General features: G+C 29.8%; 17 protein-coding genes. 15 read left to right on the top strand and 2 right to left on the bottom strand.

Features of this window, described 5'->3' with window-relative positions:
• From ACTHUW_RS10800 to ACTHUW_RS10735, 14 genes are all read left to right on the top strand, one after another.
• On the top strand, positions 1 to 1,064 hold a 1,064-nt coding region (locus ACTHUW_RS10800), incomplete at its 5' end, for a Ger(x)C family spore germination protein (protein ID WP_442213279.1).
• Between the two features lie 94 nt (positions 1,065 to 1,158).
• On the top strand, positions 1,159 to 1,635 hold the full coding sequence (gene spoIIR / locus ACTHUW_RS10795; protein WP_442199802.1) for a stage II sporulation protein R: 477 nt from the start codon (positions 1,159 to 1,161) through the stop codon (positions 1,633 to 1,635).
• Positions 1,610 to 1,846: a hypothetical protein gene (locus tag ACTHUW_RS10790; RefSeq protein WP_442199801.1), complete on the top strand. Its 237-nt coding sequence runs from the start codon at positions 1,610 to 1,612 to the stop codon at positions 1,844 to 1,846. Before spoIIR ends, ACTHUW_RS10790 begins: the two co-directional genes overlap by 26 nt.
• Positions 1,847 to 1,941: 95 nt before the next feature.
• On the top strand, positions 1,942 to 2,652 hold the full coding sequence (sleB, locus tag ACTHUW_RS10785) for a spore cortex-lytic enzyme (RefSeq protein WP_442199409.1): 711 nt from the start codon (positions 1,942 to 1,944) through the stop codon (positions 2,650 to 2,652).
• Between the two features lie 12 nt (positions 2,653 to 2,664).
• Positions 2,665 to 4,032, top strand: a complete 1,368-nt coding sequence (gene ypeB, locus ACTHUW_RS10780; protein ID WP_442213277.1) for a germination protein YpeB — start codon at positions 2,665 to 2,667, stop codon at positions 4,030 to 4,032.
• An 80-nt stretch (positions 4,033 to 4,112) separates the two neighbouring features.
• On the top strand, positions 4,113 to 4,526 hold the full coding sequence (locus tag ACTHUW_RS10775; protein ID WP_442213274.1) for a DUF1934 domain-containing protein: 414 nt from the start codon (positions 4,113 to 4,115) through the stop codon (positions 4,524 to 4,526).
• A gap of 60 nt (positions 4,527 to 4,586) precedes the next feature.
• A complete protein-coding gene (locus ACTHUW_RS10770) occupies positions 4,587 to 5,975 on the top strand; it encodes a sigma-54 interaction domain-containing protein (protein ID WP_442213271.1) in 1,389 nt (462 codons plus the stop codon).
• Between the two features lie 253 nt (positions 5,976 to 6,228).
• The gene (locus tag ACTHUW_RS10765) at positions 6,229 to 7,266 is read left to right on the top strand and encodes a zinc-binding dehydrogenase (RefSeq protein ID WP_442197644.1); all 1,038 of its coding nucleotides are present in this window, start codon (positions 6,229 to 6,231) and stop codon (positions 7,264 to 7,266) included.
• 19 nt (positions 7,267 to 7,285) lie between these two features.
• On the top strand, positions 7,286 to 8,551 hold the full coding sequence (gene ablA, locus ACTHUW_RS10760; RefSeq protein ID WP_442197645.1) for a lysine 2,3-aminomutase: 1,266 nt from the start codon (positions 7,286 to 7,288) through the stop codon (positions 8,549 to 8,551).
• A gap of 193 nt (positions 8,552 to 8,744) precedes the next feature.
• Positions 8,745 to 9,761 (top strand): hypothetical protein, encoded by a 1,017-nt coding sequence (locus tag ACTHUW_RS10755; RefSeq protein ID WP_442197646.1) that lies wholly within the window; start codon positions 8,745 to 8,747, stop codon positions 9,759 to 9,761.
• Positions 9,762 to 9,784: 23 nt separating this feature from the next.
• Entirely contained in the window at positions 9,785 to 11,410 is a 1,626-nt protein-coding gene (locus ACTHUW_RS10750; RefSeq protein WP_442213281.1) for a MutS-related protein, read from the top strand.
• Positions 11,411 to 12,967 carry a lysine 5,6-aminomutase subunit alpha gene (locus tag ACTHUW_RS10745; protein WP_442197647.1) on the top strand — a complete coding sequence of 519 codons (1,557 nt, stop codon included), beginning with the start codon at positions 11,411 to 11,413 and terminating at the stop codon, positions 12,965 to 12,967.
• Entirely contained in the window at positions 12,967 to 13,722 is a 756-nt protein-coding gene (locus ACTHUW_RS10740) for an OAM dimerization domain-containing protein (protein ID WP_442197648.1), read from the top strand. Before ACTHUW_RS10745 ends, ACTHUW_RS10740 begins: the two co-directional genes overlap by 1 nt.
• A 170-nt stretch (positions 13,723 to 13,892) precedes the next feature.
• Entirely contained in the window at positions 13,893 to 15,491 is a 1,599-nt protein-coding gene (locus tag ACTHUW_RS10735) for a CTP synthase (RefSeq protein WP_442197649.1), read from the top strand.
• A gap of 52 nt (positions 15,492 to 15,543) precedes the next feature.
• Here ACTHUW_RS10735 and ACTHUW_RS10730 read toward each other — a convergent pair whose 3' ends face one another.
• Positions 15,544 to 16,221, bottom strand: coding sequence for a DUF1129 family protein (locus ACTHUW_RS10730; RefSeq protein WP_442213268.1), 678 nt, complete (start codon positions 16,219 to 16,221; stop codon positions 15,544 to 15,546).
• Positions 16,211 to 16,546 (bottom strand): PadR family transcriptional regulator, encoded by a 336-nt coding sequence (locus ACTHUW_RS10725; RefSeq protein ID WP_442213266.1) that lies wholly within the window; start codon positions 16,544 to 16,546, stop codon positions 16,211 to 16,213. The genes ACTHUW_RS10730 and ACTHUW_RS10725 overlap by 11 nt, the downstream gene beginning before the upstream one ends.
• Positions 16,547 to 16,673: 127 nt before the next feature.
• Here ACTHUW_RS10725 and ACTHUW_RS10720 point away from each other — a divergent pair, with 127 nt between their 5' ends.
• Positions 16,674 to 17,363 carry a hypothetical protein gene (locus tag ACTHUW_RS10720; protein ID WP_442197652.1) on the top strand — a complete coding sequence of 230 codons (690 nt, stop codon included), beginning with the start codon at positions 16,674 to 16,676 and terminating at the stop codon, positions 17,361 to 17,363.
• The last annotated feature ends 328 nt before the right edge of the window (positions 17,364 to 17,691 follow it).

The following is a 17,691-nucleotide window of genomic DNA, read 5'->3' as shown; positions in this document are numbered from 1 at the left end:
TAGAAGATAGGGCATATATTTTATCTATGGGAATTGATGATGTAGAAGATGGTGAAATTCGATTTGAGATCACATATGAATATCCAAACTTAAGTGCTGTAGGTAAAAATGGTCAAGGTGAGCCTAGATTCACATCTTCCAAAAAAGGGAGAACTGTGACTCAAATAAATAGAGATCTAGCAACAACAACTGAAAAGGATATATTTTTCAATCATTTAAAAGTAATAGTTATAGGAGAAGAACTTGCTAAAAACGAAACTAAAATGGCTCAAATAATGGAGTTTTTTAGCAGAACACCAGATATAGGTAGAAAGGTTATTATACTAATAGCACAAGGTAAGGCAAGTGATATATTAAATACTGAATTAAAAGATGCTAGCACACTTGGCTTATATATAAATAAATTTAGAGATAGGGAAAGTGTGGGAGGTAAATATTATATAAATACATTAAATGATTTACTTTCAAATACTGCTAGATCTGACATAGCCTTAGTAGGTAGAATATCTAAAGATGGTGAAGAATTAAAAATTTCAGGCTCTTCTATAATAAAAAACAAGAAACTAATAACATTTTTAACGGAAAAAAGTACCAATACAGCCTCTACTCTAATACTCACAAATAAAATATATAATGATCAAATTACAATAATAAAAGATGATGGTAGTTATTTAGTAAATTATATTGCAGAGTCTTATGATGTAAAAAAGAAGTTGAAGATAAAGAATGGCAATATAAATATAACTTATAATGTTGAGGTTGAGGGACATGTAAATGAATATGTAGATAAGGATATAAAAACTGATAGTGATTTATTGGATGATAAAAAGATAAAAAAAGCTGAAGATGAAATAAATAAAAAAATCAAAGGTAATTTAAATAAGACTATAGATGAATTGCAAAATGAAATAGGAGTAGATATTTTACAGGTAGAAAAATATATAAGGGAAAAGGAACCGAGGCTTTGGGAAAAGGTAAAGGATGATTGGGATAATGAATTTCAAAAGATAGATTTTACTGTAAAAGTAGATAGTAAAATAAGAAGAATTGGACTTTCTGAATAATATTTTTAGAAAAGTTTTATTTTCTATGTTTAAAATTTTCCTTTTATGCTAATACTTAATACTAATAAGAAGAATTAGTACAGGGGGTAGTAAAATGAAAAATAAAATGAAAATCATTATAAATATAATATTGGTTTTTTCAATACTTATAGGTATAGCAACAGTTTCTATTGGTGAGGTTTATAAAAATGTAGAAGGATATAAGGAAAAACTTATAAGACTTCATGTTATAGCAAATAGTGATACAAAAGAAGACCAAGATATAAAACTTGAAATAAGGGACAAGATAATAGAAGAAATGACTCCTAAATTTGAAAAATCAGAATCCATAGCAGAAACAGAGATGATATTAAAATCAAATATGAAACTCATAAACGATATAGCAAATCGTGAATTACATAAAAAAGGAAAAGATTATAAGGCTCAGGTGTTTTTTGGTGAGTATGATTTTCCAACAAAATCATACGGGAAGTTTACACTTCCTGCAGGGAATTACAAAGCTCTAAAGATAGTACTTGGTGAAGGTGTAGGTGAAAATTGGTGGTGTGTTATGTTTCCTAGATTTAGATAACAATGTAGAAAGTGAGCATACAGAAGAAAATATGCAAAAAGCATTAACTGATGATGAATATGAAATGATAAGTAGTGAAGATAATAAGTACAATGAAGAAACCATGATAAATGAAGAAAATGCAAGACCTGTTAAGATAAAATTCAAAGTAGTAGAAGTAATAGAGCGAAATAAAATGAAGTTTGCAAATATGTTTGATAGTGGAATATAAGGAAGGGGAAACCCTTTCTTTTTTTGATTTTTTTTATAGGTATAAAAAATGGCTTTATTACAGAAAATAGAATTAATAAGTTTAAGGAGGTAAAAATGAAAAAGTTAATTATAATAACATCATTAGCATTACTTTTAATGATACCAATTAATATGGTGTTAAATAATAATATGGAAGATGAAACTATAGCAAAAGGATATAGGGAAAAGGCTCCTAAGGTAATTTACTGGGGATCAAAAGGATCTGTAGTAAAAGAAGCACAGCAAAGATTAAAAGATTGGGGCTACTATTCAGGTACTGTGGATGGTATATATGGATCAGGTACTTATAGGGCTACAAGAGAATTTCAAAGAAGGCATGGTATAGGAGTAGATGGGATAATAGGACCAGGTACTGCAAAGAAGCTTGGTATATCACTGGCAGAAAGTCAAGGTGCTAGTGGTGGAGTATCAAGAGATGATAATGTATATCTACTTGCAAGGGCAATCCATGGAGAAGCTAGAGGGGAACCTTATGTAGGAAAAGTTGCAGTAGCTGCTGTTATATTAAATAGGGTTGAAAATCCTTCATTTCCAAATTCAATAGCAGGAGTGATATATCAACCACTTGCATTTACAGCTGTTGCAGATGGTCAAATAAATTTAACACCAGATAATGAGTCCATAAAGGCAGCAAGGGATGCACTAAATGGCTGGGATCCTACCTATGGTTGTAGTTATTATTGGAATCCAATTACAGCTACAAGTAAATGGATATGGTCTAGAAAAAAAGTTATTGAAATAGGAAAGCATTGGTTTGGAAACTAGAGGAGGTAAATCATGAAAGATAAAAGAGTAGTAATATTATCTTCCATACTAGCTATAGCTTTAATAGCTGCAAGTGTATGGGGATATAATGAATATAAAACTAAGAATTATTATAAGGATCAATTAACAAATCAATATCAAAGAATGTTTTATGATATTAAAGATAACATAGAAACAGTCAATACATCGCTTTCTAAATCATTAGTATCAGCTTCAAAAGAAAAGGATGTATTACTTCTTAGTCAAATTTATCAACAAGCATATTTTGCCCATGATAAATTATCACAACTACCTGTAGCACACAATAATTTAGCTAAAACAGAAAAGTTTTTAACTCAAGTTGCAGATTATAGTTATTCTCTTATAGCTAGATATATGAAAGGTGAAAAAATTGATGATAAGGAAAGGCAAGTATTATTTAGACTTCAAGATCAGACAGAAATACTTACGGCAGAACTTGAAAATGCACACGAAAAAATATCAAAAGGAGATCTCACACTTTTTAAAGTAGCTAAAAAACAAAATGAAGAAATTGAAAAATCAAATGACAATGTATTAGATGTAGAAATGCAAAAATATGAAGAAGAGCAAATGACTGATTATCCAGAATTGATATATGATGGTCCATTTTCTGATCAAGTTATGAATATGAAACCAAAAGGACTTCCTGATAAAAAGGTTAGTAAGGAAGAAGCACAAAGAAAAGCTTTAGATTTTCTAGGTATAGAAAAACCATTTGAAATAAAACTCTTTAACAAGGGTGAATCTACAGGTGCTTCTAATATAGAAGCATATACCTTCAGTATAACTCCTAAAGAAAATGATAGAAATATAATAATAGGAGTTAGTATAAAGGGTGGAAAAGTTGTATGGATGCAAAATCCTAAGGATGTTAAAGAAAAAAATATCAGTGAAAAAGAAGCACTAAAAAAGGCTCAGGAGTTTTTAAATAAAAATGGATATACTAATATGCAGGCGAATTTTAGTACCAAATATGATGATAGTATATTGTATAATTTCGTATATGAAAAGGATGGAGTTCCAATATATACAGATCTAGTAAAGGTTAAGGTTGCCTTAGATGATGGAGAGATAATTGCTGTTGATATGGCTAAATATCTTAAAAGTCATGTTGAAAGAGAACTAGAAAAACCTAAGATAAGTGAAGATGAGGCAAGAGAAAAAATTAGAATAGGATTTGATATAAAAAAGGCAAGGCTTGCTGTAATTCCTGATAGTGGTAACAATGATTTATTGTGCTATGAATTTAGTGGAACTTATAAGGGTGCTGATTTTATAGTATATATAAATGCCATAGATGGTAGCCAAGAGGATATATTAAGAATAATAAAAGATGAAAATGGAACACTTATGATGTAACCCGATTTTAATCGGGTTTTCTTTTTTGCTATAAATAAGGTATAATATATATAGATATAAGTTGTAGAAAGGGCGATAAAATGAAAGAAGTTTTAGTTAAGGTAATAGGAACTCAAAAATTGGAAGATGGAGAAAAAACTGAGATAGAACTTGTTACAAAGGGCAAATTGTATGATAAATCAGGCTCATATTATTTGATATATGATGAATCTGAAATATCAGGTCTTGAAAACTCCACTACAAGTTTAAAGATAAATGATGATGAGGTTTCTATGAAACGTTTTGGAGAAAATAACTCTAAGATGGAATTTAAAAAAGATTATAAATATAAGACTCTTTATGCTACTATGTATGGAAATTTAGATATGGAAGTTTCTACACAAAAAATAAAGATAGATATAAATGATGGAAAAGGAAGTATTAACCTAAAATATAAACTTATAATTTCAAAAACTACAGAAAGTTTAAATACATTAGATATAACTATATCTTAGGCACAGCTAGTGCCTATTATTTTGCGCGAGGTGCCAAAAATTAAGCGAGGTGTAAAATATATGAATGAAATCTTTTTTAGGGAAAATATATTTGAAATATTAAATTATATAGAAGAAGCTATACAAATAATAGATGAAAAAGGGAAGATATTATATTTTAATAAATCAGCTCAAAAATTAGATGAATTAGGCAAAGGAAATGTAGTTGGAAGACATATATTTGAAGTGTACCCATCCCTTAACCACACTACATCTACACTTATACAAGTGATGCAAACTGGTAGTCCTATTTATGAAAAGGAACAAACTTTCATAAACTATAAGGGGGATAAAATCACCACTGTAAACACTTCTATCCCTATAAAGGAAAGAGGAAGGATAAAGGGTGCTATAGAAATATCTAGAAATATAACTCATGTTAGAAAGATGACAGAGAAAATAACTGACTTACAAACTAAGCTATATAATGAAAATGATGATCCTAAGAAAAACAAAGAAAATGCCAAATATACATTTATAGACCTAATAGGACAAAACAAAGAAATGGCAAAACTTAAATCGGTTGCACTCAGAGCTTCAAAAATATCATCTCCTGTACTTATATATGGAGAAACTGGGACTGGAAAAGAATTACTCGTTCAATCAATACACAATGCAAGCCTTAGAAAAAACAAACCATTTATAGCACAAAACTGTGCAGCACTTCCAGCTAATTTACTAGAAGGAATACTTTTTGGAACTGTAAAAGGTGGATTTACTGGGGCAGAAGATAGAAAAGGACTTTTTGAACTTGCAAATGGAGGTACACTTTTTTTAGATGAAATAAACTCTATGCCAATTGAACTACAAGCAAAAATGCTAAGAGTATTACAAGATGGAAGTATAAGGCGAGTAGGTTCTACAAACACAGTAGATGTAGATGTAAGAGTGATTACAGCAACAAACACAGAACCAGAAGAGGCAATAAAAGAAAAATTAATGAGAAAAGATTTATATTATAGATTAGCAGTTATAAACTTAAAAATACCACCACTTCGTGAAAGAAAAGATGATATACCACTGCTTGTAGAATTTTTTATAGATAAATATAATGAAAGATTAGATAGTCATGTAGATTCAATATCTGAAGATGTAATAGATATGTTTATGAAATATGATTGGCCTGGTAATGTGCGTGAACTTGAACACATAATTCAAGGTATTCTTGCACTTCATGATACTGATGTAATAAAAAAAGAACATCTGCCATATCAATTTGATTCCTATAAAGATGAGGTAAAGGAAAAAAAATCTACAATAGTACCACTAACTAATGCAGTTGAGGATTTAGAAAAAAATATAATAGAAGAAGCCCTAAGAAAAACAGATAGGAATATTACAAAAACAGCAGATTTGATATCAACACCTAGACAAACCTTGCAATATAAGATGAAAAAATATGATTTGTAAGGTCTTATGCCTAAAATTGAGCAATAAAAGTGCATTTGCATAATATATACCCATAAAAATACAAAATAAATCAAAAATATACATTCTAAACATTATTATATTTATATAGTAATGTTTATTTTTTTCATGTACACATTGATATTACTTAAACATAGTTAGGTTCTTTGTAAAACGTTTTCAAATATTAAAAGTTGGCATGAGCCTTGCAAGTTATATATGTGTAACTTTAAACTTTTAAGGGGGTAATAAATAAATGAAAAAAGGAAATCCATATGGAACACATAGGGTCATTGAACCTAAAGGTAGTTTGCCACAACCAGCTACTAAAATCGACAATGACATGGAAATTTATGACAATGAAATTTTAATTGATGTTCAAACATTAAATATTGATTCTGCAAGTTTCACTCAAATTAAAGAAGAAGCAGAAGGAAATACTGAAAAAATAAAAGATATAATGAAAGATATAGTTGATACACGCGGTAAACATCAAAACCCAGTAACTGGTTCAGGTGGAATGCTTATAGGAACTGTTGAAAAAATAGGACCTGCCCTAGAAGGTAAAACAGATTTAAAGGTAGGAGATAAATTAGCTACTTTAGTATCATTATCTTTAACACCTTTAAGAATTGATGAAATAAAAGAAGTTAGAAAAGATATAGATCAAGTTGATATAAAAGGAAAGGCAATTCTTTTTGAAAGTGGAATATATGCAGTAATTCCAGAAGATATTCAAGAAAATCTTGCACTTTCAGTACTTGATGTTGCTGGAGCTCCTGCTCAAACTGCAAAACTTGTATCTCCAGGAGATACTGTAGCTATTATAGGTGCAACAGGAAAATCAGGTATGCTTTGTTTATATGAAGCTAAAAAGCGTGCAGGAATAACAGGAAAAGTAATCTGCTTAGACTTTAGTGAAGAAGGATTAAAAAGAGCTGAAGATTTAAACTTAGCAGATCATTATATAAAAGTAGATGCATCTAATGCAGTAGACGTTATGGAAAAAGTAAGTGAAGTAACTAATGGTAAAATGGCAGATATCACTATAAACAATGTAAATATACCAAACACTGAAATGGGAAGTATCTTAGCTACAAAAAATAAAGGTTTAGTATATTTCTTCTCTATGGCTACAAACTTCACAAAAGCAGCACTTGGAGCTGAAGGTGTAGGCAAAGATATAAATATGATAGTAGGTAATGGTTATACAGAAGGTCATGGCGAGATTGCTCTTCAAATATTAAGAGAGAGCAAGAGTATAAGAGAAGCTTACGAAAAATTATACGCATAAAAAATAGGGGGTATTGTAAATGAATTATAAAAATATTGATATGTGGAAAAATGTAGATGAAAAAGATTGGAACGACTGGCACTGGCAAGTTAAAAACAGAGTAGACAGTGTAGATCAATTAAAAGAACTTATAGATTTAACAGCAGAAGAAGAAGAAAACATAGGTTCTGTACTAGAAAAATTCAGAATGGGAATAACTCCATACTATGCTTCACTTATGGATAAAGATGATCCAAATTGCCCAGTAAGAATGCAAGCAGTTCCAGAACTAACAGAAACTCACATGGGTGCAAGTGATATGGAAGATCCACTTCATGAAGATACAGATTCTCCGGTACCAGGACTTACTCATAGATATCCTGATAGAGTTCTTCTTTTAGTAACAGACCAATGTAGTATGTATTGTAGACATTGTACAAGAAGAAGATTTGCAGGAGCTCAAGATTCACCAATGGGAATGGATAAAATTAAGAAAGCTATAGAATATATAAGAAATACACCTCAAGTTAGAGACGTATTATTATCAGGTGGAGATGCACTTTTAATCTCTGATGAAAGATTAGAAGAAATCATAAAAGAATTAAGAACTATACCACATGTAGAAATAATAAGAATAGGATCACGTGCTCCAGTTGTTATGCCACAAAGAATAACTGAAAATCTTGTTGGTATGCTTAAGAAATATCATCCAATTTGGTTAAATACACATTTCAATCATCCAAAAGAAATCACAGAAGAATCAACTCGTGCAATAGAGTTACTTGCAGATGCTGGAATACCACTTGGAAACCAATCTGTACTTTTAAAAGGAATAAATGATTGTGTTCATATAATGAGAGATTTAGTACATCAATTAGTTAAAATAAGAGTTAGACCATACTACATCTACCAATGTGATTTATCTATGGGAATTGAGCATTTCAGAACTTCTGTAGGAAAAGGAATAGAAATAATAGAAGGATTACGTGGACATACTTCAGGTTATGCAGTACCTACATTTGTAGTAGATGCACCAGGTGGTGGTGGAAAGACACCAGTTATGCCTAACTATGTAATTTCACGTTCTGATAAAAAAGTTGTTCTTAGAAACTTTGAAGGAGTTATAACAACTTATACAGAGCCAGAAAATTCACATTCTGATTGTAAATGTGATGTATGTACAGGTAAAAAAGAGCATGAATTAACTGGAGTAGCTGGATTACTTCAAGGTGAAGAAGTTAAAGTTCTTGAGCCAACAAAACTTGCAAGACATGATAGAGCTGAAGGTTTTAAAGAAAACAAATAAAACAAAATATTATTTTAAAGAACGTTCATCAAGCTAAAATTCAGAGAAAACAGTTTTCTAACTGAATGTCCGCAAATGATTCTCTTATCTTTAAAATAATATTAACTATAGAATCAAAATCCTTCAACTAGATTCAGGATTATAAGAAATTTGTGAGTAAAGTTGAAGAGACTAAAAAAGGAGGCTGGTTTTGATGGAACTAATAGATACTTTACATGAAAAATATAAAATTGTATCCATAATAGGTATGGCAAAAAATGCCGGTAAAACTGTTACTTTAAACAAGATAATAGAAGATGCTTATTATGAAGATATTAATATAGGAATTACATCTACAGGTCGCGATGGGGAATGCGAAGATGTAGTAACTAGTACAGAAAAACCAGCTATCTATATTTATGAAGGAAATATTATAGCAACAACAACGGGGAGCATAGAAAAAGGGGATGCAACGGTTGAAATATTAGAAGTAACAAATTATAGGACATCTATGGGGGCTATAGTTCTTGCAAGAATAGTTGATGGGGGATATATTGAAATTGCTGGAGCGCAAACAGCAAGTGAAATGAAACAACTTTCAAAGAGAATGTTAGATTACGGTGCAGAATTAGTCCTTGTAGATGGATCTATAAATAGAATAGCAGTAGCAGATCCAACTGTTACAGAAGCTACCATACTTGCTACAGGTGCTGTATTAAGTAGAAATATGGATAAGGTAATAGAAGAAACCATTCATAAAAAGACGGTTTTAGAATTAGATGAAGTAGATAATTATATAAAAGCAATAATATATAAAAATATAGATAATATAACAATAATAGATCAAGAAAACAATATAAAAATAATAGATTTAAAGACATCCTTAAATTCAGGGAAAATTATTGGGGATAATATAACTGAAGATACCAGATATGTGTATATACCAGGATGCCTTGTAACTAGTACATTAAAAGATATTGTTGAAACTAATAAATACTATAAAAACATAAAAATTCTAGTAAGAGATGGTACTAAAGTTTTTATACCACCAATGCAATGGCTTAGATTTAAGAAAAAAGGCATAAAGATAAATGTATTAAATAAAATAAACTTAGCTGCAATAACCTTAAACCCATATTCACCATCAGGTTACTTTTTTGATGCAGAAAACTTTAAGGAAAAAATGACTAGCTATGTTAAAGATTTACCAGTATATGATGTAATGATGTAAGGAGTTGATAATCAGTGCAATATATGACAAATAGTACGAAAGAGATAATAGGATTTGATTATGTATTAAATAATATAGAAATATTAACTCCATATGGTAGAGAGAAAAAAAGTGAAATGAAGCCTTTTTTTAACAAAGAAAACTTAGAGCTAGAATTATCAAAAATAGATACAATAAAGAATAGTATAAAAAATAATGGAAACCTTTTTGAACAATTAAAATCATTATTTTCTCACATAAAAGACATAAGAAATTCCATATATAGAACTAAAAACAATGGAATACTTTCGGTTGTAGAACTTTATGAAATAAAGACATTTGTATCTTTACTAGAAGATATTGAAGCGGTAATGCATAAATTACCCTTTGAAATGTTTGATGACATATTGGTAGAATCATCTGAAACATTAAGATTATTATTTGATCCTGAAGATAAAGGGCTTCAAACATTTTATATATATGAAGAATATTCAGATCAACTAAGAAAAATCAGGGCTAGCAAAAGGGATATCGGAAAGGTAATAAAATTAGAAAAAAACAAAAAAAGAAAAGAATTAAAAGATAAATTAAATATAAGAATAGATCCAAAGGGAGAAGTAGTAGTTTCAAAAGAGAATATAGAACTCATCAATTCTTTAAATAAAAATGATGAATTTGAATATTTATCAGAATCCTATATGGCTATGAGATATATTATAAGAGATTCTAGGGAAATATCTGATGCAATGATCAAACTTGAAAATTTAAAGATGAAAGAAGAAGAAGAAGAACTTAAAATCAGAGAAGAGATTTCTTCTGAAGTAGCTTTTCACTTTGATTTTTTAATGAATAATATTGAATCAATAGGTAATTTGGATTTTAAATTAGCCAAAGCTTATTTAGCGCTTAAATTAAATGCAAATCAACCTAAAATATTAGATAATGATGAAATTAATATAATTGATGGGATTCATCCAAAATCACAAAAAGAAATACAAAAAAGAAATGGAGAATTTATTCCCATATCAATATATTTAAATAAAGGTGTGACCTGCATAACTGGTGCAAATATGGGCGGAAAAACTATAAGTTTAAAAATTATTGCACTACTTACTGCTATGGCACAGTACGGACTATTAGTTCCAGCAAAACACATGGAAATGTCGCTTCGTGATTATATATTTGTATCTATGGGGGATGCACAATCTATTGATAGTGGACTAAGTACATTTGGGGGAGAAATTGATGGAGTTAAAGTTGCAATAGATAAAAGTGATGAGAGCGGACTTATATTAATAGATGAATTAGCACGTGGTACAAATCCAAAAGAAGGTCATGCAATAAGTAAGGGTGTAGTAGAATATCTTTTAAATAAAAAATCAATATCAGTAATAACTACCCATTATGATAATGTTGCAAATACCAAAGGAGTAGTTCATTATCAAGTTATAGGACTTAAAAATCTTGACTTTGATCAACTTCAAAAGAAAACACGAATAAATCAAAACATAGGCATAGAAACCATATCTAAATTTATGGATTATAGATTACAAAGACTTGAAAATTCAGCATCTGTACCAAGAGATGCATTAAATATATCTAAATTTATGGGCTTGCAAGAAGAGATAATAAATTTAGCAGAAAAAACACTCATGGAAGGGGATAAATAAATGAATAGTAAATTAAATCTTGATTTTAATAAAGTAGAAGATGCAAGAAATTCTGCAAAAAATATTGCAGAAGATGTTCAAGAATTTATAGATAAACATTCTACTGTATCAGTAGAAAGAACAGTAGCAAGATTACTTGGGGTTGATGGAGTAGATGAAATAGAAAGACCATTACCAAATGTAATAGTAGAAAATGTAAGTGAAGGCGGAGGACTTGAGAGAGGTATAGCTTATTGGATAGGAAATGCTATGGTTCATACTGGAGAAGGTCCACAAATGGTAGCAGAAATGGTAAGTAGAGGAGATATAGACCTTACTAAATTACCAATAGCTAGTGATGAAGATATATATTCTAGAATAGATACAATAGCACAAGATTCTACAGAAAAAATAAGAAAAAACAAACTTAGAAGAGAAGAATATATTGAAACTTTAGGTGAAGGTAGAAAACCATATCTTTATGTAATAGTTGCAACAGGAAATATATATGAAGACGTAGTTCAAGCACAAGCAGCAGCAAGACAAGGTGCTGACATCATAGCTGTTATAAGAACTACAGCTCAATCATTACTTGATTATGTACCATATGGTGCTACAACTGAAGGATTTGGTGGTACTTATGCTACTGAAGAAAACTTCAGAATAATGAGAGAAGCTCTTGATGAAGTAGGAGAAGAAGTAGGAAGATATATCAGACTTTGTAACTATTGTTCTGGACTTTGTATGCCAGAGATTGCAGCAATGGGTGCTCTTGAAAGATTAGATGTAATGTTAAATGATGCATTATATGGAATACTTTTTAGAGATATAAATATGCAAAGAACTTTAGTAGACCAATATTTCTCTAGAATAATAAATGGTTTTGGTGGAGTTATCATAAACACAGGAGAAGATAACTACCTTACTACAGCTGATGCAGTAGAAGAAGCTCATACTGTACTTGCATCACAATTTATGAATGAACAATTTGCATTAAAAGCTGGAATACCAGAAGAGCAAATGGGACTTGGTCATGCATTTGAAATGGACCCAAGTTTAGAGAATGGATTTTTATTAGAATTATCTCAAGCACAAATGTCTCGTGAGATATTCCCCAAAGCACCACTTAAATATATGCCACCTACTAAGTTTATGACAGGAAATATATTTAAAGGTCATATTCAAGATGCTTTATTTAATTTAATATCTGTTTGGACAAACCAAGGATTACAATTATTAGGAATGCATACAGAAGCAATTCACACACCACATCTTCAAGATAGAATGCTTTCTATCCAAAATGCACAATATGTATTTAACAATGCTCGTGACATAGGAGAAGAGATACAATTTAAAGATGGTGGAATGATTCAAACAAGAGCTCATGATGTATTAAACAAAGCAGAGAAACTTCTTAAAGATATAGAACAAGAAGGATTATTTTCAGCTATAGAAAAAGGTAAATTTGGAGATGTTAAAAGACCAAGAGATGGTGGAAAAGGCCTTGATGGCGTAATAAAGAAAGATAAAGATTATTATAATCCATTTATCAAAATGATGCTTGGAGGGACTAAATAATGGCAGTAGAAAAAGTAGATTTAACTAAAATAAAACCATATGGTGACACATTAAATGACGGAATGATGCAATTATCTTTTACAATGCCAGTACCATATAATGATGAAACTAAAGAAGCTGCAAGAATACTTGCAAAGAAAATGGGTCTTGAAGAACCAGAAGTAGTTCATTATTCTGATCTTGGAGTAGGATATACATTCTTTGTAGTATATGGAAGATGTATGCATACAGTAGATTATACGAAAATTGAAGTTCCAAAAGTAGAAGTAGAATCTATGGATAAATCAGGAGTAGAAGAGTTTATAAAAGAAAATATAAAAAGAGATGTAAAATTAATAGGAGCATGTACAGGAACTGATGCTCATACTGTTGGAATAGATGCTATAATGAATATGAAGGGCTTTGACGGACATTATGGCTTAGAGAGATACAAAGGCATAGAAGCTATAAACATGGGCAGTCAAGTGCCAAATGAAGAGCTTGTAGCAAGAGCAATAGAAGAAGATGCTGATGCAATACTTGTATCTCAAATAGTAACTCAAAAAAATGTTCATATACCAAACCTTACTGAACTTGTAGAACTATTAGAAGCAGAAGGTATGAGAGATAAAATAGTTCTTGCATGTGGTGGGCCACGTCTTTCCCATGAGCTTGCAAAAGAACTAGGATATGATGCAGGATTTACTACAGGAAGCTATGCAAATGATGTAGCAAGTTTCGTAGTTACTGAAATGGTAGAGAGAAAATTAGTATAATAATTAAAGGATTCTCACTTTAAAGTGAGAATCCTTTAATTTTTTGATATAATATATAGGTAAATCAAGTCAAATTCAATTGACATAAATAAAGCTTTAATATACAATACTATGAGTTAATGTAATATAAATGAACGTTTGATATATAAGAAAAACTTAGGAGGAGAAAAATGGCAGCTACTAAATATATTTTTGTAACCGGTGGTGTAGTATCATCACTTGGAAAAGGAATAACAGCAGCATCTTTAGGACAACTTTTAAAAAGTAGAGGTCTTGAAGTAAGCATACAAAAATTTGACCCATATTTAAACGTAGATCCAGGAACTATGAGTCCATATCAACATGGAGAGGTTTTTGTGACAGATGATGGGGCGGAGACAGACTTAGATTTAGGTCACTATGAAAGATTTATTGATATAAACTTAAGTAAAAACAACAATGTAACTACAGGGAAAGTATATTGGTCAGTTATCACAAAAGAAAGAAGAGGAGATTATCTTGGAGGAACAGTTCAAGTAATACCTCATGTAACAAATGAAATAAAGGACAGAGTATATAGAGTTTCCAAAGAAAAGAATGTAGATGTAGTTATCACAGAAATAGGTGGAACAGTAGGCGATATAGAAAGTCTTCCTTTCCTAGAAGCAATAAGACAGGTTAAATATGATGTTGGTCGTGAAAATGTCATGTATATACATGTTACACTAGTACCTTATCTTTCAAAAGCAGGAGAAATCAAGACAAAACCTACACAACATAGTGTAAAAGAGCTTAGAGGAATAGGGATTCAACCAGATGTATTAGTATGTAGATCAGAATATGAATTATCACAAGAAATAAAAGAAAAAATAGGATTATTTTCAAATATGGATCACACAAATGTAGTTCAAAACTTAGATGCCGATACACTATATGAAGTTCCACTCATGCTTGAAAAAGAAGGTCTTCCACAAATGGTAATAGATAGACTTAATTTAGATGTGAAAGAGCCTGATTTATCAGAATGGACTAATATGGTAGAAAAGATGAAAAACCGTGAAAAGAAAGTAAAGATAGCTTTAGTTGGAAAATATGTAGAACTTAAAGATGCATATCTTTCAGTAGCAGAATCATTAAACCATGCAGGTATAGCAAATGAAGTAGAAGTATGTATAGATTGGATACATTCAGAAGAATTAAATGGTGGAAACTGTGCTGATGTATTAAAAGATGCAGACGGCATACTTGTACCAGGTGGATTTGGTGATAGGGGTATAGAGGGTAAAATTTGTGCAACAAAATATGCAAGAGAAAACAATATACCTTTCTTTGGAATATGCCTTGGAATGCAGATGGCAGTAGTAGAATTTGCAAGAAATGTATTAGACCTATCAGATGCACATAGTTCAGAATTACTTCCAAATACAACATATCCTGTAATAGATTTGATGCCAGAACAAAAAGATATAGAAGATATGGGTGGAACTATGAGACTTGGATTATACCCATGTAAATTAAAAGAAGGCACAAAGGCAAGAGAAGCTTATGGAGAAGATTTAATATATGAAAGACATAGACATAGATATGAATACAACAATCATTATAGAGAGCAATTAGAAGAAAAGGGACTAATAATAAGTGGTGTTTCACCAGATGAGAGATTAGTTGAAATAGTAGAACTTAAAGATCATCCTTGGTTTGTAGCAAGTCAGTTCCATCCAGAATTCAAATCAAGACCAACAAGAAGTCACCCACTATTTAGAGACTTCATAAAAGCCTCTATAAAATAAAATTAAGCATCTATAAGACTACAATGGCGTAGAGTTATAGATGCTTTTTATTTTAATTATTAGATTTATATATGGCAAATCCTGATATAGCAAAAATTGCTCCTAGTAAAAGTTGAATATAAACTGGAATTGTAACTTTATATCCAAAATCAGGAATAAGATAAAAAATCAATGTAAACAAAGCTATATATAACATAGAAAATAACCAATAAACTAAAAACTTTATTACCTTATTTTTAATATTGAAATTTGAATCTCTTACAGATTTCATAAGTAAATATAAAAATACAGCTGAAACTAATGTAATTAGCAAACCTTCTACTATGATTGAGCCTAAATATATAGTATCCTTTATTTCACCTATATTTAAAGCATAGTTTAATAGCGGAGTAAATATAGCATTTACTAAAAGTACACCTGCAAAAAGAAACAAAGCAGATGGAGCAAAAAATAAAAGTTTTTCTTTTAAATTCATTGTAGGTAATTCTTCTGTTATTTCCTTTGCATACTCTGTTGGACTTGCACCAAATATTTCTTTAGCAGTTTTTCCATTTTTCTGTGCATCTAAAAGATGATCTAATAATTCTGCTAAAATTTCTTCACTTTCAACTTCTTTTTTTCTAAATGATGTTCTTATATAAAGTAAGACTTCTTCATAATACTTTAAATTTTCATCAGTCAGTTTTTCTCTTTTTTCATTATTCAATTTAATTAATTCCTTAGTCTTCATTATCAATTCCCCCATCCATCAAACCATCTACACTTTTTTTTATATTTTTCCAACTTAGCTCAAATTCCTCTAGATATTTTTTTCCTTCTTCAGTTAAATAATAATACTTTCTATTAGGACCACTTGCTGATTTTTTCATTTTCCCACTTATAAGTTTCTTTTTTTGTAATCTTAGAAGTACTGGATAAATAGAACCTTCACTTACATCTAAGTGATATTCCTGCAACTTTAATGCAAGTTCATAGCCGTATACAGGACTATCATCTATTAATTTAAGTATACAACCCTCTAGTATACCCTTTAAAATTTGAGTATTATCTACCAAACAAATCACCTACCTTGCTATACAACATAGTATACTATAAAAAAGACTATATTGCAATACAAGTTAGTGGAGTTTATGATATAATTTAGTTGTAAATAATTTAGAAGTTAATCAAGGGGGAGATTAATTGAAAAAAGATAATAAAAAAGCACTCATGTATTTAGGGATTATATTTTTTGCAAGCTTAATAAGTTATAAGTTGCCTCATGATTCATATTCTATAATTGAATATTTTATAAGACCTATAAAATTTGAGACAAGTGTGCTTTATATAGCTGGAATCATACCACTAACCCTATATATAATTTCTATAGTTGGAATATTTAGATTGGAAAAATTCAAATATAATAATAAGCTATTGATTTTCATAATAATAGTAGGGATAATAATTCCAAGTATGGATTTGGTATTAGACTTTTCAAGAACAAGTTTTCATTCTCTTAGAAATGATGGATTAGAAAGTATGGATATAGTAGAATCTGATATGCATATTTCTTCAACAGAAGATAAGGTTTATATAAGCCTAGATCTAGAATTAATAGATTATGGTAAAGGTTCAAATAAATTTAATATAAGACTATACTATCCTGAAGAGCTAGCAAAGTATTCTAAAAAAGAATATTATGATTTTGAAGGATATTATTACTCATATGGAAATAAAGATGCCATCCCTTTAGATCAGGAAATAAAAGTAGAGTTAGAAGATAAACGATATATAGATGATTTATTTGAAACTAATTGGTATAATCAAGATTATAAAATTGAGCTTTATAATATTGAAGAAAAAAATGATATAATTATTAGAGGTGAAAAATAACGAAAAGTAAAGTTGTTCAAATAAATCGTGAGGTGATTAATATATTAGGATTAGGAATTTCAAAAAATACTATATTTATAGTTGCTATGATAATTTTAATAATATCAAATATCTTTTTAAGAAGATATTATAAAACTGAAGGAAATAACAAAAGAAAAGCAAAGAAGTTATATATAACTTCTATTGTTATTTATAGTATAGCTTTGATTATTTTTTTAATATCATTTTTAAAAGGTTAATCACAAAATATGCTGCAAGGAAGCTCCCATTTTTAAATGTGGAGAGGAATTGCAGCTTTTTATTTAAATATTTAATATATATTTATATT

Source organism: Senegalia sp. (in: firmicutes) (assembly GCF_052088025.1).
GTDB lineage: Bacteria > Bacillota > Clostridia > Tissierellales > SIT17 > Anaeromonas.
This window is presented reverse-complemented; position numbering and strand designations above follow the sequence as displayed.